Origin of the sequence: Devosia sp. 2618, assembly GCF_040546815.1 — a bacterium.
Taxonomy (GTDB): domain Bacteria; phylum Pseudomonadota; class Alphaproteobacteria; order Rhizobiales; family Devosiaceae; genus Devosia.
In genome coordinates, this window is record NZ_JBEPOO010000001.1 from 2,983,811 (window position 1) to 3,007,640 (window position 23,830).

Sequence of the window (23,830 nt, forward strand, 5' to 3'; positions counted from 1 at the left end):
TCTATTCATAAATGAAACAAGCTGGCAAGGACCAACCGTGCCAAGCCATAGTGCACACGAAAACGTGGGGAGGCGAAGTGACGAATGGGAGAGGAACCCGAAGACCGCTACCGCGCGCCGGCGCTGGACAAGGGGCTCGACATTCTCGAGCTGCTGGCAGCCACTGCGGATGGGCTGAGCCAAGCCGAGATTGCCAAGGCGCTCGACCGCTCGCCCAATGAAATTTACCGCATGCTCGACCGGCTAGTGCGCCGCGACTATGTGCGCCGCACCAGCGAGGATCGTTATGAGGTGACGCTCAAGCTGTTCGAGCTGGCGCATCAGCGGCCGCCGCTGCACCGACTGGTCAGCCAGGCGACGCCCGTGCTGCGCGGCTTTGCGTTACGAGCGGAGCAGGCGGTGCATCTGGTGGTGCAGGATCGAAATCTTTTGGTCGTCATCGCCCAGTTCGACAGTCCCGGCTACTGGAACGTCTCGATTCGCATCGGCTCCCGCATCAGTCTGGTCAATACCGGTTCAGGCCATGTGTTCCTGGCCTTCGCCTCGCCCGAGGAACGCAAGCTGATGCTGGAAGAACAAGGTCTGGACGGTCCCGAAAAAATGCCCAAGGGGTTGGAGGCTCGGCTCGTCAGCATTCGTGAGCAGGGCTACGAGACCATGCCCAGCGCCCAGGTCAGCGGCGTGTTCAACCTGACGGTGCCAATCTTTGGGCCAATGGGCAGTGTGCTTGCGGTTATCACTTGCCCTTACACGCAACGACTGGACAAATACGACGCGCCAGACATGCAGCGCGCTCTTGAGATGCTGCGCGATGCCGGGCGCGAGATTTCTCAACGTTCCAAAGGATAGTTCATGCGTCTTCTCGATACCCATCTGCACCTGATCTATCCTGATTGCTTCACCTATCCGTGGCTGGCCAATGCGCCCGCGCTCAACAAGCCATGGAGCCTTGAGAGCTATTTTGCCGAGGCGGTGCCGCTGGGGATCGAGTCGGCGCTGCATATGGAAGTCGACGTCGCCGAGGCAGACATTGTCGGCGAAACCGAATTCGTGCTCGGCCTACCGCGTATTGCCGGCGCGATTGCCGCCTGCCGCCCGGAACACATGAATTTCGTCGACCAGATCGAGCGCCTGAGCGAGCATGCGCATATCAAAGGTGTGCGGCGCATTTTGCACGAGTCACCCGACGATCTCAGTCAGTCAGACCTGTTTGTCGAAAACCTGCGCCACCTGCCCGATTACGACCTGAGCTTTGATCTCTGCCTGCGCGCTGACCAGCTGCATCTGGGCGTTGATCTGGCACAGAAGGCGCCGGACGTGACCTTCATTCTCGACCATTGCGGCAATCCCGACATCAATGGTCTGGGGCTCGATCCATGGCGGGCGAGCCTTAAGGAAATCGCCAAGAACCAGAACGTGGTCGGCAAGATTTCCGGCATCGTCAATCACTGCAATCCCGGCTGGACGGCCGAAACCCTACGCCCTTACGTGGAGCATGTGATCGAAAGCTTTGGCTGGGATCGCGTGGTCTGGGGTTCGGATCATCCCGTGGCGACGGTGACCCGCGGCACGCTGACCGATTGGGTCAAGGCCATCAGGCACATCGTCAAGGATGCCAGCGAAGACGAGCAGGCCAAGCTGTTCCACCGCAACGCGGAGCATTTCTACAAGGTCTGATTGTTTGCCAGTCTGAACGGATACTTTCACCCGCTTCGGCGTTATCCCAGCACCATAAATACAAGGAAGCAGCCATGCCTCAGATCAGTGCCGACCGTATCGCCGTCTCAACCTGGTCGCTGCACCGACTGCTTGGAGCCGTCTATCCGCATGATCTGACGACCAACGAGATCGGTCCGATGACCGAGACGTATGGTGAGGGCGAGGAGTCGCTGCTCGGGCTGCCTTCAGTGCTGGCCAATCACGGCTATAACAGGCTCGAAATCGTGTCGTTTCACCTGCGCAGCCGTGATCCGGTTTATCTCGGCGAGTTGCGCGACCAGCTCAAGATCGCCGACGTGAAACTGCAGACGCTGCTGATCGATGCGGGCGACATAACCGACCCCGTGCATGGCCTGCGTGACCAGAAATGGATCGCCGGTTGGATCGAAGTGGCCAACGAGCTGGGCGCTGAAAAGGCGCGCGTTATCGCCGGCAAGCAGAAGCCGACCAGCGAAACGCTGGACCGCTCTGCACGAGCGCTCAACGAGTTGGCGGCCGGAAATGCCGGATCGTCGGTGCGGCTGGTGACCGAGAACTGGTTCGAACTGCTGTCCGAACCTGCCCACGTCCACTACTTGCTCGACCGGCTGGAAGGCCGTGTTGGCCTGCTGGGCGATTTCGGCAACTGGAGCGGGCCGGAAAAATACAGCGACCTCAAGTCGATCTTCAGCCGGGCAGAGCTTTGCCACGCACGGGCGAATTTTGTCGATGGCGATTTGGATGAAGCCGACTACGGCGCTTGTGTAACGCTGGCGGAAGAAGCCGGCTACAAGGGTCCCTACACGCTGATCTTTGACAATGAAATTCCCAACGAGTGGCACGGCCTTTCGGTCGAGAGGGACTTCATCACCTCGCGCGATCTTTAAGCGCGATCAGGTCAGCGGCTTGAGATCGGCCAGCAAGGTCGGGATCAATTCGCTGACGGTCGGGTGAATGTGCACCGTGTGCATCATGGTGGTGTAGGGCGTGCCCGCCACCATCAGTTGCAGCAGGGAATGCACCACTTCATCGCCCCCAATACCCAAAAGGGCGGCGCCGAGGATTTTCTTGGACTCGGCGTCGACCAGAACTTTCATCAGGCCCTGCGTTTCACCGCGCTCTCTGGCACGAGCGACCTTGGCCATCGACATGACGCCCATCAATGCCCTCTTGCCCGACTTGCGGACTTCGGTTTCGCTCATCCCGATGCGGCCCAGCGGCGGGTCGATGAACAGTCCATAGACCGGCACGCGTCCGGCTATAGAGCGCTTGCCGCCGTCGATGACATTGTCAGCCACGATTTCGAAGTCATTGTAGGACGTGTGGGTGAAGGCGCCGCGACCGTTGACGTCGCCCATGGCCCAGATGCCTTTGACCTCGGTGCGGAGGTGATCGTCGACCGGGATGTAGCCGCGTTCGTCGGTTTTGATCCCGGCAGCGGCCAGGTTGAGGTCGGCGCTGTTGGGCGTGCGACCCAGCGCCACCAGGAGGTGCGAGCCTTCCACGGACGCGAGGCGTTCGCCGCGCCGGATCGACAGAAGCACGCCATGCCCGGCCTTGGCCACCGCTTCGATAGTGCTATCGAAAAAGAAGGTGACGCCTTCGGCTTCGAGAATGGCACGAATGGCGGCCGAGATATCCTCGTCTTCGCGCGAGGCCGGGCGCGGGCCGCGTTCGATGACCGTGACCTTGGCGCCGAAGCGGGCGTACATCTGCGCAAATTCGAGGCCGATATAGCTGGCGCCGGCAATGATGAGATGGCTCGGCAGCGTATCGACATTCATCATCGAGGTATTGGTCAGATAGGGCACGCTTTTGAGCCCCGGCCAATCGGGGATCGTGGCCGTTGCGCCGGAATTGATGAAAATCTCGGGCGCGGTCAGGGTGCGTTTGCCGACTGTCACTTCGGTAGGTGAAATAAAGCTGCCGGTGCCCTTGATGTATTCAAGCGTCTTGAGGCCGCCCAACCAGTCGGTGAGGCTTTTGACGGAAGCGTTGACGACGCGATCCTTGCGCGCCTTGACCGCCTTCATATCGACGCTGATCTGGCCCTTGATGGTCACACCGAAATCGGCGGCATGGCGGGCGGACCAGGCGGCGCGGGCACTGGCGACGAGCGTCTTGGTTGGGGTGCAGCCATCGTTGACGCAGGTGCCGCCAATGTGTTGGCGCTCGATGACGGCGACCTTGCGCCCGGCTTCGGCCAGACGGGCCGCAAGAAAGGGGCCGGATTGACCAGCCCCTATGACAATTGCATCGAATTTCTCTGACATGGCACCCCTCCAAATCCATGCAAGCTTACGGCGATGCCAAATCGCGCGCCAGAGGATTTGAGGGGCGTGCATCACCGCAATCCGTCTAAGACGACTGGTGTTGAGCGGCTACGTTATTGCGGGCGATTGACACGCTGGCGCTCGAGGCTATGGTCCGCTCGAATTCATCCAAGGAAACAGCCATGTCTCACGCCGATCTCGCCAAGACCATTGATGCCGCCTTCGAGGCGCGTTCCGAGATCCGTTTTGACACCAAAGGGGAAGTGCGTGATGCCGTGGAAACGGCGCTGCGTCTGCTCGATACCGGCGCAGCCCGCGTGGCCGAAAAGGTTGACGGCGCGTGGCAGGTCAATCAGTGGCTGAAGAAAGCCGTGCTGTTGAACTTCCGCCTCAACGACAACAAGCTGATCGAAGGCGCACCCGGTGGCTCGCACTATTGGGACAAGGTCGACACCAAGTTTGAAGGCTGGGGCGAGAGCGAATTCCGCGCCGCTGGCTTCCGCGCCGTTCCCGGCGCCGTGGTGCGCAGCCCGGCCTATATCGCCAAGAACGTCATTTTGATGCCAAGCTTTGTCAATGTCGGCGCCTATGTCGATGAAGGCACGATGGTCGACACCTGGGTCACCGTCGGCTCCTGCGCACAGATCGGCAAGAACGTGCATATCTCGGGCGGCGTCGGCATTGGCGGCGTGCTGGAGCCACTGCAGGCCGGTCCCGTCATCATCGAGGACAACTGCTTCATCGGCGCGCGTTCGGAAGTTGTCGAAGGCGTTGTCGTCGGCGAAGGCGCCGTGATTTCGATGGGCGTGTTCATCGGCGCATCGACCAAGATCGTCGACCGCAGCACTGGCGAAATCCACATTGGCAAGGTGCCACCCTACTCTGTGGTCGTCTCGGGCTCGCTGCCCGGCAAGCCGCTGCCAGATGGCACGCCCGGCCCCAACCTTTACTGCGCCGTGATCGTCAAGACCGTGGACGCACAGACCCGTTCCAAGACCGGCATCAACGACCTGCTGCGCGACTAAGCCGGACTGGCGGGTTTCTTGCGATTCACCTAAGGTATGGACGCGTTGGATGGGTCCCGACGCGTTCATTTTCCGAGGGGGAAATCCATGGACACTCTGAAGGCTCTCTACACCAATTCTGACGGCCGTATTTCGCGCAAGCAATGGTGGCTGGGCACTCTGGGCCTTATCGTCGCCAGCATCGTGCTCAGCGTCATCCTGTCCTTCGTCGGGCTCAGTGCATTTTCGGGCGCGGCGCAGTTCGATCCCACCGCCAATGCCGAAACAATGGCCGCCTTTGCCAATGCGTCGATCCGCAATAGCGCCTGGGGCAATCTGGTCATCTTCGCGATCCTCGCCTATCCGGCCTATTGCCTGTCGCTGAAGCGCCGGCATGATCGTGGCAGCGCCGGCAAGGACGTGCTGATCTATGTGGGGATCACTCTGCTTTCGCTGTTGTTGCAGGTGACAGGACTGACAATGACCTTTGCAACGTTGGAGTCGGGCGTGGTTATGCCCCCTCAGTTGGCGTTCTGGTTTGCCCCCGTCGCCTTCGCGCTTGGCATCTTCGCGATCTATCTCTTTGTCGTGCTTGGCTTTTTGCGCGGCACAAATGGTACCAATGCATACGGCGCCGATCCGCTCGGCTACGCCGTTGCAGCATGAATGAACAAGGACGGGATTGCCTGTGACTGTTGAACGACCGGACGATCCCGTCCGCCTACTCAAGCGCCTGATCGCCTGCCCCTCGGTGACGCCCGAGGAGGCAGGAGCCCTCGATGTGCTCGATGAAGCGCTCAGCGCTATCGGCTTTGCGGTGACGCGGCTGCGCTTTGAGGGCGATGGGTCCTATCCGGTCGACAACCTCTTTGCCATTCGCGGCGCAGGCGGACGGCGGTTGCTGTTTGCCGGCCATACCGACGTGGTGCCACCGGGTGATCACGCCCTCTGGACTTCGGACCCGTTCGAGCCGCGCGAGGCCGATGGCACGCTCTATGGGCGCGGCGCGGCCGACATGAAGTCCGGCATTGCAGCATTCGTTGCGGCGGCCGCTGCCGTTCCGGCCGATGCCGGCACCGTCATGCTGGCCATCACCAATGACGAAGAAGCCGACGCCATCAATGGCACCGACAAGCTGATGGTCTGGGCCGAGGCGCAGCAGCATCGGTTCGACTTTGCCATCGTCGGCGAGCCAAGTTCGTCGGCGCTGTTGGGTGACAGCATCAAGATCGGGCGGCGCGGCTCGCTGTCGGGCACCATTACGGTGACCGGCACGCAGGGGCATGTCGCCTATCCAGAGCGGGCCAATAATCCCCTGCCCGTGCTGGCCCGGATCGTGACCGCGCTCGATACCAAGATCGACGATGGCACCGAGCATTTTCCGGCGACAAATCTGGAAGTGACGTCGATCGACGTGGGCAATGCCGTATCCAACGTCATCCCCTCGGCCGGCACCATTCGCTTCAACGTCCGCTACAACGATCTCTGGACGCCCGAGACGCTGGCTGACTGGGTGCGCGGCCGCATCGCAACGGTCGATGCTGCGGGCGCCTCAGTGGCGTTCGCCGTTGCCGGCAAGCCATCGCGGTCGTTCCTGTCGCCGCTGAGCGGCGATGTGGACACGCTGACCGATGCCATTGCCGAGGTTGCAGGGCACCGCCCAGCGCTATCGACCGGCGGCGGCACCTCCGATGCCCGCTTTATCGCGCAATACGGCCCGGTGGTCGAATGTGGCCTTGTGGGCCCATCCATGCACAAGGCGGACGAGCATATCGCCATCTCGGACCTCACTGGGCTGACCGAGATCTATCGCAGCTTTATGGTCCGCTTTTTTGGAGCGACGGCATGAAGCTCTGGGGCGCGCTGAGCAATGCGGTGATCGGCTGGGTGATGATCCTGCGCGGCGACGACAGCTGGCGAGAGCATTTCAAACTGACATGGCCGGGGCTGGCGACCAGCCTTGTCATCTTCCTGTTCGCTGCGTTTCTCGCGATAGCCTTGGCTTCGTCCTATCAGGGCATGCCGGGCGGGTTGGCGATCATCGACGCGCTGCTGGCCCAGAGCATCTGGATCATCGCCGTCATCATCGGCATGCGCGTCACTGCCGCGATCTTAAAGACCAAGATCCGCAATCTCGATGTGCTGATTCCGGCCATTTATCTGCTGGTTGGATATCTGGCTGTCGGGTCGCTGCTCAACATGGCATTTCCCATCGTTGTGTTACTACTGACGATTGCCCTGCTCTATCCGATGGTCCAGCTTGGCCGCATGGCAGCGAGTTGGCCGCTGCCCAATGCCATCGGTTTCGCGGTTTTGACCGTGGTACTGCTTGTCGGATTGCCCCAGGCACTCTACATCGTGACCAACGCTTCCGCCCTGCCGCCCACCTGACCATCGAGACAAAAGCCCTTGGCCAAATCTACCGCGACATTCTTCGATGAACTGATGGCGGCCACTCGTGGCTGTATTGCTCTTCTGGTGGGGAACCGTCAGGCGCCATCCTATTTCGATTTCAGCCAGCGCGGCCTGATCGGCAGCCTGATCGCGACGGTGATTGCCGTTGGTCTCGCCGGTTTTGGGCCCTTGCTGGCCGGCGTTCCGCTGCCTCCCGGCTCTGCGACGCAGTCGATAATCGTCAATGGCGTGCTGTTTGTGGCGCAGGCCGCGACCGCTTATCTGGCGTTGCGCCAGATGGGACGGCATGACGGGTTTATCCCCTATCTGGTGGCGTCCAACTGGGTCACGCTGGCCTCGGCGGTACTGCTGACCCTCTCGACATTCCTCGGGCCGCTGGGCATTCTGATCCTGGTGCTGGTGGTTATTCTGGCGCTGGCGACCTTCGTCAATATCGGCCGCTTCATCGTGACGCTGACGCCGCTACAGATCGGCATTCTGTTCGTGTCGCAGGCCGTGGGCGTGTTCTTTGCGCTGGCTATCGTTGCCGTGCTGATCGGACCGCCGGTTCCGGCGGTCTAGTAGTCGACCCGCGTCAGATAAAGCCCCGATGACGGCGCCATGGCGCCGCAACGGCGGCGATCCCTGGCGTCGAGCGCAGCCCGGAAATCGGCGGGCCGCCACTTGCCCTCACCCACCATTTTGAGCGAGCCCACCATCGAACGCACCTGATGATGTAGGAAGCTGCGGGCGCTGGCGGTGATGACGATGTGTTCCAGCTCGCGCCGCACGGCGAAAGCATCGAGCGTGCGGATCGGTGAGTTGGCCTGACATTCCGACGAGCGAAACGTCGTGAAATCGTGCGAGCCGAGGATCAGCCCGGCGGCATGATCCATCGCGTCGGCGTCAAGCGGCATGGGCAGGTGCCAGACATGATTGCGCTCGATGACTGGAGGGGCGCGGCGATTAAGGACGCGATACTCGTAATGGCGCGCCTTGGCCGAAAAGCGAGCCTCGAAGCTTTCGTCGACCGCCTCGGCCAAAATGACGGCAACCGGATCGGGACGCAGGTGATAGTTCAGCGCTTCCCGGATGCGGAACGGGTCCCAGGCTTTCGAGAGATCAAAATGTGCCACCTGCCCCAGACCATGCACGCCCGCGTCGGTGCGGCCGGCTGCCTGGGTGTTCACCCGCTCGCCGGACATGGCAAAGATCGCCTCTTCGAGCGCCTGCTGCACGCTGGGCCGCTCGGTCTGGCGCTGCCAGCCTGAGAAAGGCGTACCGTCATATTCGATGGTGAGTTTGTAGCGGTGCATTTAACGGACTGTCGGCGGCAGGGCCCCGGCTCCGCGCAGGAACGTCGCGGCATCCATGGCGCCCTTGCCTTCGCGCTGCACCTGGGTGAGGCGGACGGAGCCGGTGCCGCAGGCGATGGTGAGATTATCGAGCAGCGTGCCGGGAGCGCCGTTGCCCTGACCGATGGTTGAGCGCAGCGCCTTGACGCGCACAGGCTTGCCGCCGAGGTCAAGCTCGAACCACGCGCCGGGAAATGGTGAAAGGCCACGAATGTGGTTGTGCACCTCAGCCGCGGGCAGCGACCAGTCGATACGCGCTTCGGCCTTTTCGATCTTCTTGGCGTAGAGCGCGCCCTCGTCGGGCTGCGGTTTGAAATCGAGGCTGCCGCGTTCAAGGGCCGCCAGTGCCCGGCCCATCAAATCGGCACCAACGCGCATCATAGTATCGTGCAATTCACCGGCGGTGGTATCGGGGCCAAGCGGGATAACTTCGCCAACGGCGACCGGGCCGGTATCGAGCCCTTCATCCATCTGCATGACCATGACGCCCGTCTGGCTATCGCCGGCCATGACGGCGCGCTGGATGGGCGCCGCGCCGCGCCAGCGTGGCAGGAGCGAACCATGCAGGTTCAGGCAACCATATTCGGGCGCATCGAGCACCGGCTTGGGCAGCAACAGACCATAGGCGACGACGATGGCGACTTCGGCCTGATGGCTGGCAAAGATGATCTGCTCGGCCTCGCCCTTGAGCGAACGCGGGGTATAAACCGGAATGCCAAAGCCTTCAGCGGCCAGATGTACCGGCGATTTGCGCTCTTCCTGTCCACGACCGGCTGGTTTTGGCGCGCGGGTATAAACCGCGACGACCTCATGGCCGGAGGAAACGATCTCGGTCAGCGTTGGAACGGAAAAATCCGGCGTGCCCATGAAAACGACGCGCATATGTTGGGCTTTCTCTTGTTCCTCTCCCCATCGGGGAGAGGGTGGATCGCCCGGAGGGCGAGACGGATGAGGGGGACTATTTCACCCCTCACCCTCATCCGGCGCTGCGCGCCACCTTCTCCCCAATGGGGAGAAGAACAGGTGCGTTAACCAGCGGCGCGCTTGGCTTGTTTGTCGAACTTCTTGATGACGCGGTCGCGCTTGAGGCGGCTGAGATAGTCGATATAGAGCACGCCATCGAGGTGATCGAGTTCGTGCTGGATGCAGACGGCGAGCTTGCCTTCGGCTTCCTTGACGACTTCGTTGCCATCGAGATCGGTGTATTTCACCGTAACCTCATTGGGCCGCTCGACTTCGTAATAGAGCTCGGGGATCGACAGGCACCCTTCTTCGGTGACCTGCATCTGTTCGCCAAAATGTGTGATTTCGGGATTGATCAGCACCATTGGCTCAGGCGTTTCGCCTTCGGCAGCAAGGTCCATGACGACGATGCGCTTCATTACGCCGATCTGTGGCGCGGCAAGGCCGATGCCGGGCGCGTCATACATTGTGTCGAGCATGTCCTTGGCCAGCGTCTTGATTTCGTCGTCGACCTCGATGATCGGATCGGCAACAGCGCGCAAGCGGGCATCGGGAATGACGAGAATGGGGCGTACAGCCATGGCAAAGGTCCGGCAGAAAGGGAGTTGCCTCTCGATATGGTATTTGACGCGCCGCGGTCAACTCTTGCTGGGTATAAATGGGAACATTCCGCGAACACCCGAATCGGCGTAACAAGGAGGCATGGACAATGTGCTCTTTATCCTCGGCGACGCTTCGATAACCCTGGCGACCGCCATTGCGGGCGGACTGGCGCTGGTCGGCGTGCTGCTGGTGGTGATGCTGGTGGCGCAGGCCCGCACCGGGCGCGAACGGGCTGACGAAGCCCATGAAGCGCTGGTACGTTCGGCCGAGATGGAGCGTCATCTCGCGGGCATGATGCAGGTGCAGTCGGAAATGACCGGCCGCATGCAGACGATGTCGGAGATTTTCGGCTCGCGAACGTCTGATCTGGCGCGGCTGGTCAATGAGCGGCTTGATTCGACCAGCCAGCGTGTCGGGCAGGCTCTGCAGGAAACGCGTGCCAAGACCGACGAGGGGCTCAACAAGCTGCATGAGCGGCTGGCGGTGATCGACCGGGCGCAATCGACCATGACCTCGCTGTCGGGCGAGATCGTGTCGCTGCAGTCGATCCTATCCAACAAGCAGACGCGCGGGGCGTTTGGGCAGGGGCGGATGGAGGCGATCATTGCCGATGGGCTGGCGCCGAACGGCTATTCGTTCCAGTCGATGCTATCGAACGGCTATCGCCCGGACTGCCTGATCATGATGCCCAATGAGGCGCCGACGTTGGTGATCGACGCGAAATTTCCGCTCGAAAGCTGGCAGCGGATCAGCGCGGCGAGCAATCCCGATGAGTTGCGGCAGGCGCAGGCGGGCTTTCGCTCTGATGTGGGCGTGCATGTCAAAGCCATCTCGGACAAGTACCTGATCCCCGGCGAAACGCAGGACACGGCCTTTATGTTCGTGCCCTCGGAATCGATCTTTGCCGACCTGCACGAGCATTTCGAAGACGTCGTGCAAAAGGCATCGCGGGCGCGGGTGGTGATCGTGTCGCCCGCGCTGCTCATGCTGTCGATCCAGGTCATTCAGGCTCTGCTGCGCGATGTGCGGATGCGTGAACAGGCCCACTTGATCCAAAAGGAAGTCCGCGAACTGCTCGCCGATATTACACGGCTGGATGATCGCGTGAATAAGTTACAGACCCACTTCACCCAGGCCAGTGCCGACATCGGCAATATCCTCACCTCGACCGGCAAGATCGCGCGGCGCGGCGAGCGGATCGACGCGATGGATTTCGAGGAGCCGCAGCGGCTGGCCGGGGAATGAGCTTTTCCTCTAAAGGATGAAATCGCTACCAGTCAGATTGAAATGGCCGATGAGTTCAAGCTGGAAGTCCGCAATTTTATCCCCATCGCGGTCGCCCGAGATGATGGTGCGAGCCGTGTCACCCGAGCCGATCTTGTCCCAGTAAAGCTGGCCGGCGGCACCGGTAAACCCGCTCTGCTCGCCACTGCGCAGCGTGAAGGCCTGATTGCCGGACACTTTGGTATTTGCGTCGATGGCCGAAAAATCGATTTTGTCGGAGCCCCGAACGAAGTCAGTGATGACGTCGCGTTTGCTGGAGGTTGCTGTCTGCGAGATCTCGGCGACTGATTTGAATACAAAGCGATCGTCACCACTGCCGCCGGTCAAGGTGTCCTTGCCCTCACCGCCACGTAGTTTGTCGTTCCCGCTTCCACCGTTGAGTTTATCGTTTCCGGCCCCGCCGTTTAGAGTGTCGTTGCCACTGTCGCCTTTGAGGTCGTCGTTGCCGTCATCGCCTGAAATCACATCGGTGCCAGAACCGCCCTGCAACAGATCGTTGCCGCTGCCACCTTCCATCGTGTCGTTACCAGCCTCGCCGAACAGCTTGTCACTACCGCTGTCCCCAAACAGTTTGTCGTTCCCGTCCTCGCCAAAAAGTCGGTCATTGCCAGAGCCCCCGTGCAGCCGATCATTGCCGGCACCACCCTGCAATTCGTCATTGCCGGCGCCGCCCTTGAGAATGTCGTTACCGCCCAAACCGGCGATCAGATCGTTGCCGCCGAAGCCTTCGAGCAGATTGGCGACGTCGTTGCCAACGATAGTGTCGGCATTGTTGCTGCCGCGGACATTTTCGATGCTGATCAAGGTTTCGAAGGTGGCGTTGCCGGTAAAGGCCTTTCCCTCGTTGAGGCGGACGTCAACCCCAGTGCGGCCGATGGATGTGGTTTCGTCGCTGCGTGGTACGTAGCTGATGGTATCGCTGCCACTGCCGCCATTGAATGTGTTGCTGAAACCAATCGACTCAAACAGATCATTGCCGCTGTCGCCAAAATACTGGCTGGCGCGGGTCTCCACCCCTATTTGGTCATTGCCGGCACCAGCGCGAACGATGTCCCCGACACCAAAATTGAAGCCGAAGTTCACATAGATATCATTGCCGCTGCCGAGCAGGATTTCGTTGCCACCTTCGAAGTGGTTGATCACAGTGTCGTTGCCGCTGCCGGCATCGACGAAATTATTCCCGCCAGTATCCCCGGCGCTCAGCAGCCGGACAATGTCGTTGCCACCGAGCGCGCGAACGTCATTGTTGCCGTGGCGAACATCAATGGTGTCCTTGCCATTGGTGCCGTTGATTGCAGTTCTCGCCATGGTGTGATCCGTCCGAGTTTGCGGGTTTGGTGCCGAATTCTAGAAAATCACGGCAAGGCGGGCATCGGACACATGTTCGATACCGATCACGAAATGGACGCTTATCGAACCCTCCGGCGCGAACTGCGTTGTGGTGAAACACACCAAGCACGGGAGACGAGAATGGCACAGCATCACGACCATCGCGGCACCATGGTGCCGCAGCAAACCAATTTCGATAATGCCGACCAGCCCGGAATTGCTCAGCCTTACAGCCAGAGCGAGATAGAGGACCTGCTCTATGGCGATAATCGGCCAGCCGCCGAGCGCCTGGCGCGCTTGCGGGAATTGCGCGATGAATCGAGCATTCGCGAGAGCGGTGATTGGGGCGATCAGGACCCGGCGGCCATGCTGGACGAACTGGATCGGGCCATAGACGAGCTCAGCGCCAGCATTGCCAATGACGAAGACAGCGAAGATTATGCGGGGCTGGGCACGAGCTTTGACAACGATCCGGCCGACCGGCTCGATGCTTTATCCCCCGACGATGAAGAGGCCCGCGAGGCTATTGAAGGGGATGAGGACCCCGAGGAGAAGCCCTGGGAGGGGAGCGATGAGTTCCGGCCGGACCGGGACTTCCACTAGATATTGGTGCGGGCGCGCAATGCCTGGCTGAGCGTACCTTCATCAAGGTAATCAAGCTCGCCGCCCACGGGGACACCGTGGGCGAGGCGGGTGATCTTGATGCCGGAGCCGGCGAGGCGGTCGGTGATGTAATGCGCCGTGGTCTGGCCCTCGACGGTGGCGTTTACGGCGAGGACGATTTCGGTGAAATCGGGGGCGCGGGCAAGCAGGGCCTCGATGGTGATATCATCGGGGCCGACGCCATCGAGGGGGGACAGAACCCCGCCCAGAACATGGTATTTTACCGCGCCGACGCCAGCGCGCTCGAGTGCCCATAAGTCGGCGACGTCTTCGACGACGATCAGCATTCCAGACTCCGCGCGGCGCGGGTCCGAGCAGATCGAGCAGGGGCTGATGGTATCGACATTGCCGCAGATTTCGCAGCTTTTGACGGCGACGACGGCCCGGTCGAGGGCCGCCGAGAGCGGGATCATCAGCTGTTCTTTTTTCTTGATCAGCTGCAGAACGGCACGGCGAGCCGAGCGCGGGCCAAAGCCTGGAAGGCGGGCCATGAGCTGGATCAGCTGTTCGATTTCGGGTCCGCCGGAAGCCATTTTCTCGTTAACTCAAGGCTGAATTGGCTAGCACATTGTTAGCGTTGACGCAGAAACGTGCGGTTTTTTTAGAACGGCAGCTTCATGCCGGGAGGCAGCGGCAGGCCGGCGGTGACTTCGGACATCTTGGCCTGGGTCTCGGCTTCGGCTTTTGCCTTGGCATCGGCGTGAGCAGCGATGATGAGATCTTCGAGGACCTCGACGTCATCTTCCTTGAACAGCGATGGGTCGATCTTGAGACCCTTGAGCTCGCCCTTGCCGCTGAGCGACACGGTGACCATGCCGCCGCCGGAACGGCCTTCGACGACCAGATTGGCAAGCTCGGCCTGCATGGCCTCCATCTTGCCTTTCATCTCGCTGGCGGCCTTCATCATACCCATGATGTCTTTCATTCGTCGTCCTCTTCGGGTGGGGGCGGTGGATTTTCAGGCGCGGTGGCGGTTGCGTCATCGCGCACCGTCACATTGACGACCTTGGCACCGGGGAATGTATCGAGAATGGCTTTGACCAGCGGATCTTCGTGGGCGGCCGCATGGGCTGCCTCGCGGCGCTGGGCGGTCTCCTGCCGGATGGTGAGACCCTCAGGCGGCTTGGTCGAGACCATGACCAACCAACGCTCGCCAGTCCAGAGCTGGAGGCGCGCGGAGAGCGTCGCGATCATGCCAGGATCGGCGCCTTCGGTGAGGGCAACTTCGATACGGCCCTGCTCAAAGGAAATCGGGCGCATCTGGCCTTCGAGGGCCAGCTTGACCAGCACGTCGCGCTTGGCCGTGGCCAGCGCAATGAGTTCTTTATAGCTGGCGACGGTCGCCATGGCAGGTGGCGGCACGGCAGGCTGGGCGACGGCATCGACCGGACGCGGGGCTTCGACCCGCATCGCCGAGGGACCACCACCACCGCCGCCACCGCCCGATGGGCCGCGCGACATGGGCGCGGCAGGCGGCAGGCTTGGCGCGGGAGCCGGCTGATTGGAGAGCCTGGCGATCAGATCGTCAGGGCTGGGCAGGTCGGCGGCATAGGCCAGCCGGATCAGCGCCATTTCGGCGGCCTGTAATGCATTGTTGGCGCGGGCGACTTCGTCGTGGCCCTTGAACAGAATTTGCCAGGCGCGGGTCAGTGCGCGCATCGGCAGCTTGCCGGCGAGTTCGGCACCGCGCTTGCGCTCGTCGGGGGTGAGCGAAACGTCATCGGCAGCGGCGGGCACGACCTTGATGCGGGTCACCAGATGGGTGAAATCGGCGAGGTCGGCGACCAGTGTCTGGGGATCGGCGCCCATGTCGTAGAGCGAGCGCATGGTGTCGATGGCCTGACCGATCTGGCCGCCCATCAGTTCTTCGAACAGGTCGATGATGCGGGCGCGGTCGCCGAGGCCGAGCATGGCTTTGACGGTGGCCGCGGTCACCGTGCCATTGCCGTGGGCGATGGCTTGATCGAGCAGGCTGAGGTTATCGCGGGCCGAGCCTTCGCCGGCGCGGACGATCATCGCCAGCGCCTCGGGTTCGAAGGTTATCCCCTCCTGCCCCAGGATCGATTCGAGATAGGCTGTCATGATCTCGGGCGTGATGCGGCGCAGGTCGAAGCGCATGCAGCGGCTGAGGATCGTCACCGGCACCTTGCGGATTTCGGTGGTGGCGAAAATGAACTTCACATAGGGCGGCGGCTCTTCGAGCGTTTTGAGCAGGCCGTTAAAGGCCGCCGTCGAGAGCATGTGCACTTCGTCGATGACGTAGACTTTGTAGGGCGCGGACGACGGCGCGTATTTCACCGAGTCGATGATTTCGCGGATGTCGTTGATGCCGGTATTGCTGGCGGCGTCCATCTCGATGACGTCGACATGGCGGCCTTCGATGATGGCGCGGCAGTGTTCGCCCTCGACGCTCAGATCAAGCGTGGGGTGGGGACCGGTCGCGTCTTCATAGTTGAAGGCGCGGGCCAGAATACGGGCCGTGGTGGTTTTGCCGACGCCGCGAACGCCCGTCAGAATGAAAGCGTGGTGGATGCGGTTCTGCGCAAAGGCATTGCCCAGCGTCTGGACCATCGCATCCTGGCCGACAAGCGTGGTGAAGTCGCGCGGCCGATACTTACGGGCGAGAACGAGATAGGGCGACGAAGGGGAATCGGGACCAGCCATTTCGCTTTCTTACCACATCGGGTGGGAAAGCCTCTGCTTGAGCCGCTCGAAACAGCTTGAATGGGCAAAAGGCCGAAGTAGGAGGCTGGCATCGACCCGTGAAGGTCTCGTTGGGGCTGCTTCCTTCCGGACCTGACCCGGTTGGCGAGGAACACGTCCGCGCCAACCTCCCGACAGCTATATGCGAACAAAACGTGGCTTTGGCAAGACCCGAAGACCACACTATTGGGCGTAACCCACCCAGCCGCGAAAGCTGAATGCGGCATAGAACTGGCTGACGCCGGTAAATCCGGCTTCGGCCAGCAGCCTCTCCTCTTCCTCCGGCGCCAGAACCGGCAGCTTTGTTCCGATGGACTGGGCGGCGATGGCCAACTGCTCGGGCGGCGTGTTGTCGGGGGAGCCAAAGGCGATGTGACGGGCCGTGGCCAGCGAGCGCTCGGGCTCGGTCTGGGGAAAACTAATATGGGCCGCAACAAACGGCGCGCCCGGCTTCAGGCGGCGGCGAATCTGGGTGAGCGTTTCGAGACGCTGATCACGCGGCACGAAATGAAGGGTGAGGATGCAGCTGGCAGCATCAAACGGCCCGTCCGGCGCTGCGTCGATATAGCCTTCATGCAGATGCACGCGATTGGCGTGGGCGCCGACCGTGCTTTCGGCCAGCCGAAGCATCGGGCCGGAGGGGTCGACGCCATCAAACTTCCAGCCGGGCTGCATATCGGCAAAGGCTTTAAGCTCAAGGCCGCCCCCTGCCCCCAGCACCAGCACGCGCGCGTCGGAGGGCGCACGCTCGGCCAGCAACATGGCGGTCATCCGCAGCAGGCTCGTATAGCCGGGCACCTTGCGCGGGGGGCCATCGAGATAGTTCGCAGCCGCTTGTTCGCCGAAGAAGGACGACATCAGAGTGCTCCAGGTGATTTCATGTAACTTATTCTGTTACATTAAAGTCGGAAGCGTCAAGGGCTGGTGATGGGGAAGTCGAAATAGGTGTCCGGGAACGGTTCACTGGCGAGGGTGTAGTGCCACCATTCTTCGGCATAGGGCTTAAAGCCATGGCGGACGAGAAGGTCGGACAGCTGCTGGCGATTGGCGGTTGCCTCGGCGGAAATGCCGCTGGCGCCGTGATGGGCGCGGTCGTCGAAACAATCATAGCCGGTGCCGAATTCGAGAACGCCGTCATCGAACCTCTCGGGGGAGGCGCAATCGACGAGCGGATCGCCACTTTGCCAGCCGAGGCGTGGGATTTCGCCGAGTGCTTCGATAGTGAGGTCCACCGTGCTGCCGCGACTATGGCCGGAGCGCTCGGCGATATAGCCCAGCTCGAACAGGCGGGATTTATCGACGCGGGGATAGAATTCGGCCTGCATGGTCAGATCAGCGAGATCGCTGGCCCATGCGACGAAATCGGCGACGGCGCGGGCGGGGCGGTAGCAATCATAAACGCGAAGGTTGAGACCGAGGCTGACGAGATCGGCGGACGCTGCGGCCAGCGCGTCGGCGGATTCGCGGGTCAGGATACATTCGGCGGCGTCATAGCCGGTAATCGGGCGGCCGACGAAATTGTGTTCGCCGGCATATCGGATGTGCTGGCTGATTTCGGGGGCGACGTCGCGCAGATGGACAAAGCCGTCTGGCAGGCCGGTTTCGTTGGCGAAAGCCGGTGAGGCGGCGATGGCAAGCGTGACGGCAAGGACAATGGAGCGGTTTTGCATCGGGCACTCGGCAGATCGGGACTTCGGCCCGACCTTAAAAGCTTCAGCCTTTGCAACAGCCTAACGGCGGCCGCGTTGCGGCGTAAACCATAAGAGCATTTCGGGCGCGACGAAGGGGGCGGCGGCGCGTTAAGCTTTCGTCAACCATATGCGGGAGCCTGCCATGCGTGTTCCATCCATCGGCCAGCCACTTGATGAACGCCTGATCGTGCGGGAGGGCTATCGTCTGGCCGAGCGCATGATGCGGGACTATCAGGACCCACCGAGCATTTTTGCCATTATCGGCAGGTGGGTGTCGCAGGTTCGCATCACGGTTCTGGCGCGGCATTAGGCTCGGGCTGATAGGCTTTGGGCGGATGCACCAGCGTCACCAACACCACTGAAATCAGCATCAGCAGATACCACGAGCCCAGCTTTGCCCAGCTGACCAGCGCCCAGCCATTGGCCTGATCAGGATAGATCCAGGCGCGGGACCAGGTGCCGATGTTTTCGGCGATCCAGATGAACAGCGCGACCAGCAGAAACGCCAGCAGCATGGGCATGCGATGGCGGAAGCGGAACACGCGATAATGCATGGAGCTGTGGAAGTAGAGCAGCGCCACCACGGCAAACAGCAGCCAGCGGAAATCGTAGATGAAATGGTGGCTGAAGAAATTGACGTAGATGGCCGCCGCCAGCAGCACCGTCAGCCAGACCGGCGGGTAGTTGGTGAAGGTGATGTCGAAAATGCGCTGGATGCGGGCCATGTAGGAGCCGACACAGGCATACATGAAGCCCGAGAAAAGCGGCACGCCGCCGATGCGGAAAAACGCCTCTTCGGGATAAATCCATGAGCCGGCGGCAGTCTTGAACAGCTCCATGCCCGTGCCGACGACATGGAAGATCAGGATGACCTTGGCCTCGCTCCAGGTTTCGAGCCGAAACACCAGCATCAGGATTTGGATGAGGAGCGCTGCGAGAAAGAACACGTCATAGCGATCCAGCCCATCCTCGGGCCACCAGAGGCGGGTGACGATGATCATGGCCAGCATCAGCCCGCCAAAGAGGCACGCCCAAGCCTGCTTGAGGCCAAAGACCAGGAACTCGACGAGGCCATCGGCAACCTTGCCGCGTGGCAGGCGCGCCAGCACGACATGTGCCACCGCATCGATGCGCGATTCCAAACTCGTGAACCGGTTCCAGCGCACTGCCCTTGCTCCCCTGCCTCGGGCTGGTTATGCCCTGTGCAAAGTTTCGGAATTGTGGCACGCGCCTGGTTCGGAGCAGCAATTGGAGAAGCCCCGCATGGCCAAACGTCGCCCCACATCGTTGCGCAGCTCGGCCGAGGACGTGGCCGCATCCAAACGCGCCCCGTCGACACCCCAGACCGAGTCGGCAGCGTTTCGTCTCGCCTTTGCCGACGACGAGTTCATGACCTCTGAAGACACGCGCGGCATCCGCTTCCAGCTCGAATATCAAAAGACCGAATATCGCCTGCGCGAGAGCGGCATCAGCTCGACCGTGGTGCTGTTTGGCGGCGCGCGGATTCCTGCACCGGGCCAGCCCGCCTGGGCGGCCAAGAATGAATTGCAGAAGACCAATCTTGAGGCCGCTTCGCGCTATTACGACGAAGCGCGGCGCTTTGCGCAGCTGGCATCGATCACCTCCAAATCGCTGAACTACAAGGAATATATGGTGGTGACGGGTGGCGGGCCCGGCGTGATGGAGGCGGGCAATCGCGGCGCGGCGGATGTCGGGGCGCCCTCGATTGGGCTCAATATCGTTTTGCCGCATGAACAGGCGCCAAATCTGTTCGTGACGCCGGAGCTGAGCTTTAACTTCCACTATTTTGCGACGCGCAAAATCCACTTCCTGATGCGGGCCAAGGCCGTGGCGGTGTTCCCCGGTGGTTTCGGCACGCTGGACGAGTTTTTCGAGACGCTGACGCTGATCCAGACCGGGCGCATGGACAAGGTGCCGCTGCTGCTGTTTGGGGCGGAGTTTTGGGGCAAGGTCATCAATTTCGAAGCGCTGGCGGAAGCCGGGACTATTGCGCCCGATGATCCAAAACTGTTCCATATCGTCGATACGGCCGAAGAGGGCTGGGACGTGGTGCGCGAGTTCTACGGCCTGCCCGAGATCGACGCGGCGCTGCCGGGAGACACGAAATGACGACGACGAAAACCATTGCCGCCGTATTGATCGGGGCTGGGTTGATGCTGGCGGGCGGGCAGAGCGCCTGGGCCAAGACCAAGATCGCCGAGGAAACGCTGACCGATACGGACCGGTTCGCGCTCGAAATGGCGACGACCGCCTGTACCGAAGGCAATGTGGCCGAACTGGTTCGGGCCATGGCGCTGTCACAGGTGGTGGTCGAGCACTATAGCGCCGAAACGATCAGCGTGACGCGCAATGGCGAGACCAAGCAGGTGGCGCGCGGGGACTATGTGTTTCCCATCGGCATGCTGGATTACAGCTTTTTCACCCCAGAATCGGTCGCTGCCTGGGAAAGCGATGACGCGGCCGAGCTGACTTATCTGGAACTCGAATTCAACCAGAGCCAGAGCGAACAATGGGCGGTGGACTGGGTGCCGGTGCGCTGGGAAGGGGAATCGGAGGGTGAAGACCCCGGCGATGTCGCCATTCCGATTGGCCAGCCCGGCACGCTGCTGTTTCAGCCGGTCGGGACGTGCTGGCAGCTGGACGATGATTTCGTCGCGGCAGAGTAAACATAAGGGGCTGAACCTGACCGGTTCAGCCCCTTTGCTTTTTAGTAGGACTCGGCGGCTGGATAGACGCCGAGAACCTTGAACTGGTCGGTGAAGAAGCCAAGCTCTTCAAAGGCATGCACCACGCCCGGATCGGTCGGGTGGCCTTCGATGTCGGCGTAGAACTGGGTCGCGGTGAAGGCGCCGCCGACCATGTAGCTTTCGAGCTTGGTCATGTTGACGCCATTGGTGGCAAAACCGCCCATGGCCTTATAGAGCGCGGCCGGAACGTTGCGGACGCGGAAGATGAAGGTGGTCTTGACCTTGCCGACATTGGCCGGGGCTTCCTTGGGCGTCGGCGACAGCACGAGGAAACGCGTGGTGTTGTGGGCCGCGTCTTCGATATTGGTGGCCAGCACGTTGAGGCCGTAGATTTCGCCGGCAAAGCGCGAGGCGATGGCGGCGACCGATTTATCGGCCTTCTCGGCGACTTCGCGGGCGGAGCCGGCGGTATCGACCGCATTGATGGTTCGATAGCCCTTGTCGGCGATGAACTTGCGGCACTGGCCGAGCGCAACCGAGAGCGACTGCACCGATTTGATATCGTCCAGCGTCGCACCGGGGACGGCCAGCAGGTTCATCTCGACGCGCAGATAGGTCTCGCCGATGATATGAAGGCCGCTTTCGGGCAGCAGGTGGTGAATATCGGTGATGCGGCCATAGAGCGAATTTTCCACCGGCACGACGGCAAAATCGGCGCGGCCGGTCTGGACCGCGTTGAGCGTCTCCTCAAAGGTGACACAGCCGATCGCATCTTCGCCGGGGAAAAAATTTGAGGCGGCCGCATGGCTGAAAGCGCCGGGTTCACCCTGGAATGCGATCTTCTTGGTCATCTGGAGGTCCGTTTCGTGTAGGCGAAAGGCTTTTGAACCCGCCGAATGGCGGAGTCAATTGAAGGTGAGGGCGTCGGGACAGACGCCAGCGTCACAACCTTGTTGCCCAAAAACGCCGAACTGGAGCAATTTTCCCCAAGGGGGCGGCCGTGCCATTCGAGCGTAGCTCTCTTGGCCTTCTCGCCTAAAATCGCTCCACAGGAGCGATTTTCCCCAAGGGGGCGGCTCGAAGTGTCGCAGTTGGGCTTTGGACGGTTGCGCCGGACCGGCCTTGCGACTATCTTCCGGCGCGCGTCGAGCCCCTCCGTTGAGGCGATTTTCCTTTTGGATATCGAAAGTTGAGCTGGGTTCGACTAAAAGTCCTCAGGGGATGGACCGGCAGAGAGACCAAATGGATTCGTTCGAGCTTAACAAAATCATGGGCGCCGTGCTGGGCACGTTGTTGTTCGTCATGGGCGCTGGCTTTGTCGCTGAGGCCATCTACCACCCTATCGAGGGGAAGGGTCCGGGCTATGCCCTGCCTGAACCCGAGCCAGTTGCGACAGGCGTAGTGGCGGAAGCCGCTCCGGTAATTCCGCTGGGCACCCTGCTGGCAAGCGCCAGTGCGGAGCGTGGCGCTGCAGCAGCCCGCAAGTGCCAGTCGTGCCACAATTTCGGCGAGGGCGAGCCCAACAAGCAGGGTCCGCACCTTTACGACATCGTGAACCGTTCGGAAGGTTCGATTGCGGACTTCGCATATTCGGACGCCATGGCTGCCCATCACGCGGCAGGCGACGTCTGGTCGTATGAGAACCTCAACCACTTCCTGACCAAGCCAAGCGATTACGCTCCAGGCACCAAGATGAACTTTGCCGGTATCCGTACCGCTGAAGAACGCGCGGACATCCTGGCGTATCTGCAGACGCTGTCGCACAACCCAGTGCCATTCCCGGCCGCTGAAGAAGCCCCTGCTGCGCCAGCAGCGGAGGACGCAGCACCAGCCGGCGCCGGTGAGCCTGCTCCAACAGCAGCGCCAGCCGATGCCCCTGCGGTTGCACCAGCTGTAGTGACCGAGACGCCTTCGACCACATCGACGGAAACGCCGGTGGAAGGCACGCCAGTGACCGGCGCTCCAGCGCCAGCCCCTGCGGCTGAAACGCCAGCGCCTGCCGCTGCGGCCCCAGAGGCACCAGCTGCCGAGCCTGCACCAGCGCCAGAAGCTGCTCCACCAGCAGCGCCTGCGCCCACGCCAGGGCCAAGCGTCAATACGCTGCAGCCCTCCGGCTAATGCTCGCGGTCTTTACGACAGCGTAAAACACACAGTTCCGGCCGCGTCCTTCAACGGGCGCGGCCTTTTTCATGCCCGAGGAGTGAGCCATCCATGCTGTTGCTGCACCTGTCTGACGTCGATGAAGCCAACTGGGCCGAAAAGTTCAGGGCCGCCCTTGGCGCCTATCCCGTGGTGCGGCGCGGCGATGACTTCGATCCGGCAGACGTGCGCTATATCTTTGTGTGGAAGCCCAAGGCCGATGCATTTGACGGCCTGACGGGACTTGAAGCCATTCTGTCGCTCGGCGCGGGCGTTGATGCCCTGCTCAAGCATCCCAACCTGCCCGACGCCCCCGTCGTGCGGTTTGTCGACAGCGATCTCAGCCAGCGCATGAGCGATTATGTGGTGGCGCATGTGACCATGCATCACCGGCTCTACACCCGCTTCCGCGCCGACCAGAAGGCGCGGCGCTGGAACCAGATCTATCCGCCCGCCGCTTCGGAAACGACGGTCGGCATCATGGGCATGGGCGTGCTCGGGCAGGACGCGGCCAAGAGGTTGGTGCCGCTCGGGTTTGACCTGCGCAGCTGGAGCCGCACGCCCAAGGCCATCGACGGGGTTGAGGGCTTTGCCGGCGCCGAGAGCTTTGACGCGTTTCTGGCGGGCACCGACATTTTGGTGAACCTTCTGCCGCTGACGCCTGAAACGACCGGTATCCTTAACAGCGCGACCTTTGCCAAGCTGCGGCGCGACCGGCTCGATGGTGGTCCGGTGATCATCAATGCGGCGCGTGGCGGGCATCAGCGCGAGGCCGATATTGTGGCTGCGCTGGCCGATGGCACGCTGGGCGCGGCGAGCCTTGATGTGTTCGAGACCGAACCCCTACCCGCCGATAGCCCATTGTGGGCAATCGAAAATTGCTATGTGACGCCCCATATCGCCGCGATTTCCAATGAAGCGACGGGCGTTCGCTATTTCACCAAAATCATCGAAGACCACAAAGCGGGCAAGCCGCTGATAAACGTCGTCGATCGCGATCGTGGATATTAACGGGAACGTTAT

General features: G+C 61.6%; 27 protein-coding genes and 1 other RNA gene. 15 read left to right on the plus strand and 13 right to left on the minus strand.

Going from position 1 to position 23,830, the window contains the following annotated elements:
• The first annotated feature begins 84 nt into the window (after positions 1-84).
• From ABIE28_RS14810 to ABIE28_RS14820, 3 genes are all read left to right on the plus strand, one after another.
• A complete protein-coding gene (locus tag ABIE28_RS14810) occupies positions 85-849 on the plus strand; it encodes an IclR family transcriptional regulator (protein ID WP_354064207.1) in 765 nt (254 codons plus the stop codon).
• A 3-nt stretch (positions 850-852) separates the two neighbouring features.
• Entirely contained in the window at positions 853-1,677 is an 825-nt protein-coding gene (locus tag ABIE28_RS14815) for an amidohydrolase family protein (protein WP_354064209.1), read from the plus strand.
• Between the two features lie 74 nt (positions 1,678-1,751).
• Complete coding sequence (locus ABIE28_RS14820) at positions 1,752-2,585, plus strand: sugar phosphate isomerase/epimerase family protein (RefSeq protein ID WP_354064211.1); 834 nt, start codon at positions 1,752-1,754, stop codon at positions 2,583-2,585.
• 6 nt (positions 2,586-2,591) lie between these two features.
• Here ABIE28_RS14820 and ABIE28_RS14825 read toward each other — a convergent pair whose 3' ends face one another.
• The gene (locus ABIE28_RS14825) at positions 2,592-3,971 is read right to left on the minus strand and encodes an FAD-containing oxidoreductase (protein ID WP_354064214.1); all 1,380 of its coding nucleotides are present in this window, start codon (positions 3,969-3,971) and stop codon (positions 2,592-2,594) included.
• A gap of 182 nt (positions 3,972-4,153) precedes the next feature.
• Between ABIE28_RS14825 and dapD the strand changes: the two genes are divergently transcribed.
• The 5 genes from dapD to ABIE28_RS14850 all read left to right on the plus strand — a co-directional run bounded on the left by dapD (position 4,154) and on the right by ABIE28_RS14850 (position 7,951).
• Positions 4,154-4,996, plus strand: coding sequence for a 2,3,4,5-tetrahydropyridine-2,6-dicarboxylate N-succinyltransferase (gene dapD, locus ABIE28_RS14830; RefSeq protein WP_354064216.1), 843 nt, complete (start codon positions 4,154-4,156; stop codon positions 4,994-4,996).
• Between the two features lie 87 nt (positions 4,997-5,083).
• Entirely contained in the window at positions 5,084-5,641 is a 558-nt protein-coding gene (locus tag ABIE28_RS14835; protein ID WP_354064218.1) for a DUF805 domain-containing protein, read from the plus strand.
• A gap of 22 nt (positions 5,642-5,663) precedes the next feature.
• Positions 5,664-6,824 (plus strand): succinyl-diaminopimelate desuccinylase, encoded by a 1,161-nt coding sequence (gene dapE, locus ABIE28_RS14840; RefSeq protein WP_354064220.1) that lies wholly within the window; start codon positions 5,664-5,666, stop codon positions 6,822-6,824.
• Complete coding sequence (locus ABIE28_RS14845) at positions 6,821-7,366, plus strand: hypothetical protein (protein WP_354064222.1); 546 nt, start codon at positions 6,821-6,823, stop codon at positions 7,364-7,366. The genes dapE and ABIE28_RS14845 overlap by 4 nt, the downstream gene beginning before the upstream one ends.
• 18 nt (positions 7,367-7,384) lie before the next feature.
• The gene (locus ABIE28_RS14850) at positions 7,385-7,951 is read left to right on the plus strand and encodes a hypothetical protein (RefSeq protein ID WP_354064224.1); all 567 of its coding nucleotides are present in this window, start codon (positions 7,385-7,387) and stop codon (positions 7,949-7,951) included.
• Here the strand turns inward: ABIE28_RS14850 and truA are convergent.
• From truA to def, 3 genes are all read right to left on the minus strand, one after another.
• The gene (gene truA / locus ABIE28_RS14855) at positions 7,948-8,685 is read right to left on the minus strand and encodes a tRNA pseudouridine(38-40) synthase TruA (protein ID WP_354064226.1); all 738 of its coding nucleotides are present in this window, start codon (positions 8,683-8,685) and stop codon (positions 7,948-7,950) included. The two genes, ABIE28_RS14850 and truA, sit on opposite strands and share 4 nt — an antisense overlap.
• Positions 8,686-9,606, minus strand: a complete 921-nt coding sequence (gene fmt / locus ABIE28_RS14860; protein WP_354064228.1) for a methionyl-tRNA formyltransferase — start codon at positions 9,604-9,606, stop codon at positions 8,686-8,688.
• Between the two features lie 146 nt (positions 9,607-9,752).
• Positions 9,753-10,268, minus strand: coding sequence for a peptide deformylase (gene def, locus ABIE28_RS14865; protein ID WP_354064229.1), 516 nt, complete (start codon positions 10,266-10,268; stop codon positions 9,753-9,755).
• A 121-nt stretch (positions 10,269-10,389) separates the two neighbouring features.
• On the opposite strand from def, the gene ABIE28_RS14870 reads away from it, so the two are divergent.
• A complete protein-coding gene (locus tag ABIE28_RS14870) occupies positions 10,390-11,535 on the plus strand; it encodes a DNA recombination protein RmuC (RefSeq protein WP_354064231.1) in 1,146 nt (381 codons plus the stop codon).
• Between the two features lie 9 nt (positions 11,536-11,544).
• Here the strand turns inward: ABIE28_RS14870 and ABIE28_RS14875 are convergent, their stop codons facing one another.
• On the minus strand, positions 11,545-12,882 hold the full coding sequence (locus ABIE28_RS14875) for a calcium-binding protein (protein WP_354064233.1): 1,338 nt from the start codon (positions 12,880-12,882) through the stop codon (positions 11,545-11,547).
• 72 nt (positions 12,883-12,954) lie between these two features.
• Between ABIE28_RS14875 and ABIE28_RS14880 the strand changes: the two genes are divergently transcribed.
• Complete coding sequence (locus tag ABIE28_RS14880) at positions 12,955-13,506, plus strand: hypothetical protein (protein WP_354064235.1); 552 nt, start codon at positions 12,955-12,957, stop codon at positions 13,504-13,506.
• Here ABIE28_RS14880 and recR read toward each other — a convergent pair.
• The 6 genes from recR to ABIE28_RS14910 all read right to left on the minus strand — a co-directional run bounded on the left by recR (position 13,503) and on the right by ABIE28_RS14910 (position 17,939).
• Positions 13,503-14,099: a recombination mediator RecR gene (recR, locus tag ABIE28_RS14885; RefSeq protein ID WP_354064237.1), complete on the minus strand. Its 597-nt coding sequence runs from the start codon at positions 14,097-14,099 to the stop codon at positions 13,503-13,505. The genes ABIE28_RS14880 and recR overlap by 4 nt on opposite strands.
• Positions 14,100-14,167: 68 nt before the next feature.
• A complete protein-coding gene (locus ABIE28_RS14890) occupies positions 14,168-14,491 on the minus strand; it encodes a YbaB/EbfC family nucleoid-associated protein (RefSeq protein WP_354064239.1) in 324 nt (107 codons plus the stop codon).
• On the minus strand, positions 14,488-16,230 hold the full coding sequence (locus tag ABIE28_RS14895; RefSeq protein ID WP_354064240.1) for a DNA polymerase III subunit gamma/tau: 1,743 nt from the start codon (positions 16,228-16,230) through the stop codon (positions 14,488-14,490). The genes ABIE28_RS14890 and ABIE28_RS14895 overlap by 4 nt, the downstream gene beginning before the upstream one ends.
• 76 nt (positions 16,231-16,306) lie before the next feature.
• An RNA gene (gene ffs / locus ABIE28_RS14900) (signal recognition particle sRNA small type) lies at positions 16,307-16,402 on the minus strand.
• Positions 16,403-16,452: 50 nt separating this feature from the next.
• Positions 16,453-17,127, minus strand: coding sequence for a class I SAM-dependent methyltransferase (locus ABIE28_RS14905; RefSeq protein ID WP_354064242.1), 675 nt, complete (start codon positions 17,125-17,127; stop codon positions 16,453-16,455).
• Between the two features lie 56 nt (positions 17,128-17,183).
• Entirely contained in the window at positions 17,184-17,939 is a 756-nt protein-coding gene (locus tag ABIE28_RS14910) for a M15 family metallopeptidase (RefSeq protein ID WP_354064244.1), read from the minus strand.
• Between the two features lie 163 nt (positions 17,940-18,102).
• Here ABIE28_RS14910 and ABIE28_RS14915 point away from each other — a divergent pair, with 163 nt between their 5' ends.
• Complete coding sequence (locus ABIE28_RS14915; RefSeq protein WP_354064246.1) at positions 18,103-18,270, plus strand: hypothetical protein; 168 nt, start codon at positions 18,103-18,105, stop codon at positions 18,268-18,270.
• Here ABIE28_RS14915 and ABIE28_RS14920 read toward each other — a convergent pair.
• Positions 18,248-19,102 carry a DUF817 domain-containing protein gene (locus ABIE28_RS14920; RefSeq protein ID WP_502913392.1) on the minus strand — a complete coding sequence of 285 codons (855 nt, stop codon included), beginning with the start codon at positions 19,100-19,102 and terminating at the stop codon, positions 18,248-18,250. The two genes, ABIE28_RS14915 and ABIE28_RS14920, sit on opposite strands and share 23 nt — an antisense overlap.
• A 121-nt stretch (positions 19,103-19,223) precedes the next feature.
• Between ABIE28_RS14920 and ABIE28_RS14925 the strand changes: the two genes are divergently transcribed.
• Positions 19,224-20,090 carry an LOG family protein gene (locus ABIE28_RS14925; protein ID WP_354064249.1) on the plus strand — a complete coding sequence of 289 codons (867 nt, stop codon included), beginning with the start codon at positions 19,224-19,226 and terminating at the stop codon, positions 20,088-20,090.
• Entirely contained in the window at positions 20,087-20,647 is a 561-nt protein-coding gene (locus ABIE28_RS14930) for a hypothetical protein (RefSeq protein WP_354064250.1), read from the plus strand. Before ABIE28_RS14925 ends, ABIE28_RS14930 begins: the two co-directional genes overlap by 4 nt.
• Before the next feature lie 41 nt (positions 20,648-20,688).
• On the opposite strand, the gene ABIE28_RS14935 is transcribed toward ABIE28_RS14930, so the two are convergent.
• Positions 20,689-21,519 carry a prephenate dehydratase gene (locus ABIE28_RS14935; protein WP_354064252.1) on the minus strand — a complete coding sequence of 277 codons (831 nt, stop codon included), beginning with the start codon at positions 21,517-21,519 and terminating at the stop codon, positions 20,689-20,691.
• Between the two features lie 391 nt (positions 21,520-21,910).
• On the opposite strand from ABIE28_RS14935, the gene ABIE28_RS14940 reads away from it, so the two are divergent.
• Together ABIE28_RS14940 and ABIE28_RS14945 are read left to right on the plus strand one after the other, a co-directional pair.
• Positions 21,911-22,786 carry a c-type cytochrome gene (locus tag ABIE28_RS14940; RefSeq protein WP_354064254.1) on the plus strand — a complete coding sequence of 292 codons (876 nt, stop codon included), beginning with the start codon at positions 21,911-21,913 and terminating at the stop codon, positions 22,784-22,786.
• Positions 22,787-22,879: 93 nt separating this feature from the next.
• On the plus strand, positions 22,880-23,818 hold the full coding sequence (locus ABIE28_RS14945; protein ID WP_354064256.1) for a 2-hydroxyacid dehydrogenase: 939 nt from the start codon (positions 22,880-22,882) through the stop codon (positions 23,816-23,818).
• The last annotated feature ends 12 nt before the right edge of the window (positions 23,819-23,830 follow it).

Excerpts from the sequence above, each read along its gene's own strand:
- ABIE28_RS14810 (WP_354064207.1), top strand. The coding sequence starts at position 85 with ATGGGAGAGGAACCCGAAGACCGCTACCGCGCGCCGGCGCTGGACAAG.
- ABIE28_RS14815 (WP_354064209.1), top strand. The coding sequence starts at position 853 with ATGCGTCTTCTCGATACCCATCTGCACCTGATCTATCCTGATTGCTTC.
- ABIE28_RS14820 (WP_354064211.1), top strand. The coding sequence starts at position 1,752 with ATGCCTCAGATCAGTGCCGACCGTATCGCCGTCTCAACCTGGTCGCTG.
- ABIE28_RS14825 (WP_354064214.1), bottom strand. The coding sequence starts at position 3,971 with ATGTCAGAGAAATTCGATGCAATTGTCATAGGGGCTGGTCAATCCGGC.
- dapD (WP_354064216.1), top strand. The coding sequence starts at position 4,154 with ATGTCTCACGCCGATCTCGCCAAGACCATTGATGCCGCCTTCGAGGCG.
- ABIE28_RS14835 (WP_354064218.1), top strand. The coding sequence starts at position 5,084 with ATGGACACTCTGAAGGCTCTCTACACCAATTCTGACGGCCGTATTTCG.
- ABIE28_RS14845 (WP_354064222.1), top strand. The coding sequence starts at position 6,821 with ATGAAGCTCTGGGGCGCGCTGAGCAATGCGGTGATCGGCTGGGTGATG.
- truA (WP_354064226.1), bottom strand. The coding sequence starts at position 8,685 with ATGCACCGCTACAAACTCACCATCGAATATGACGGTACGCCTTTCTCA.
- fmt (WP_354064228.1), bottom strand. The coding sequence starts at position 9,606 with ATGCGCGTCGTTTTCATGGGCACGCCGGATTTTTCCGTTCCAACGCTG.
- def (WP_354064229.1), bottom strand. The coding sequence starts at position 10,268 with ATGGCTGTACGCCCCATTCTCGTCATTCCCGATGCCCGCTTGCGCGCT.
- ABIE28_RS14870 (WP_354064231.1), top strand. The coding sequence starts at position 10,390 with ATGGACAATGTGCTCTTTATCCTCGGCGACGCTTCGATAACCCTGGCG.
- ABIE28_RS14875 (WP_354064233.1), bottom strand. The coding sequence starts at position 12,882 with ATGGCGAGAACTGCAATCAACGGCACCAATGGCAAGGACACCATTGAT.
- ABIE28_RS14880 (WP_354064235.1), top strand. The coding sequence starts at position 12,955 with ATGTTCGATACCGATCACGAAATGGACGCTTATCGAACCCTCCGGCGC.
- recR (WP_354064237.1), bottom strand. The coding sequence starts at position 14,099 with ATGGCTTCCGGCGGACCCGAAATCGAACAGCTGATCCAGCTCATGGCC.
- ABIE28_RS14890 (WP_354064239.1), bottom strand. The coding sequence starts at position 14,491 with ATGAAAGACATCATGGGTATGATGAAGGCCGCCAGCGAGATGAAAGGC.
- ABIE28_RS14895 (WP_354064240.1), bottom strand. The coding sequence starts at position 16,230 with ATGGCTGGTCCCGATTCCCCTTCGTCGCCCTATCTCGTTCTCGCCCGT.
- ABIE28_RS14905 (WP_354064242.1), bottom strand. The coding sequence starts at position 17,127 with ATGTCGTCCTTCTTCGGCGAACAAGCGGCTGCGAACTATCTCGATGGC.
- ABIE28_RS14910 (WP_354064244.1), bottom strand. The coding sequence starts at position 17,939 with ATGCAAAACCGCTCCATTGTCCTTGCCGTCACGCTTGCCATCGCCGCC.
- ABIE28_RS14915 (WP_354064246.1), top strand. The coding sequence starts at position 18,103 with ATGCGTGTTCCATCCATCGGCCAGCCACTTGATGAACGCCTGATCGTG.
- ABIE28_RS14925 (WP_354064249.1), top strand. The coding sequence starts at position 19,224 with ATGGCCAAACGTCGCCCCACATCGTTGCGCAGCTCGGCCGAGGACGTG.
- ABIE28_RS14930 (WP_354064250.1), top strand. The coding sequence starts at position 20,087 with ATGACGACGACGAAAACCATTGCCGCCGTATTGATCGGGGCTGGGTTG.
- ABIE28_RS14935 (WP_354064252.1), bottom strand. The coding sequence starts at position 21,519 with ATGACCAAGAAGATCGCATTCCAGGGTGAACCCGGCGCTTTCAGCCAT.
- ABIE28_RS14940 (WP_354064254.1), top strand. The coding sequence starts at position 21,911 with ATGGATTCGTTCGAGCTTAACAAAATCATGGGCGCCGTGCTGGGCACG.
- ABIE28_RS14945 (WP_354064256.1), top strand. The coding sequence starts at position 22,880 with ATGCTGTTGCTGCACCTGTCTGACGTCGATGAAGCCAACTGGGCCGAA.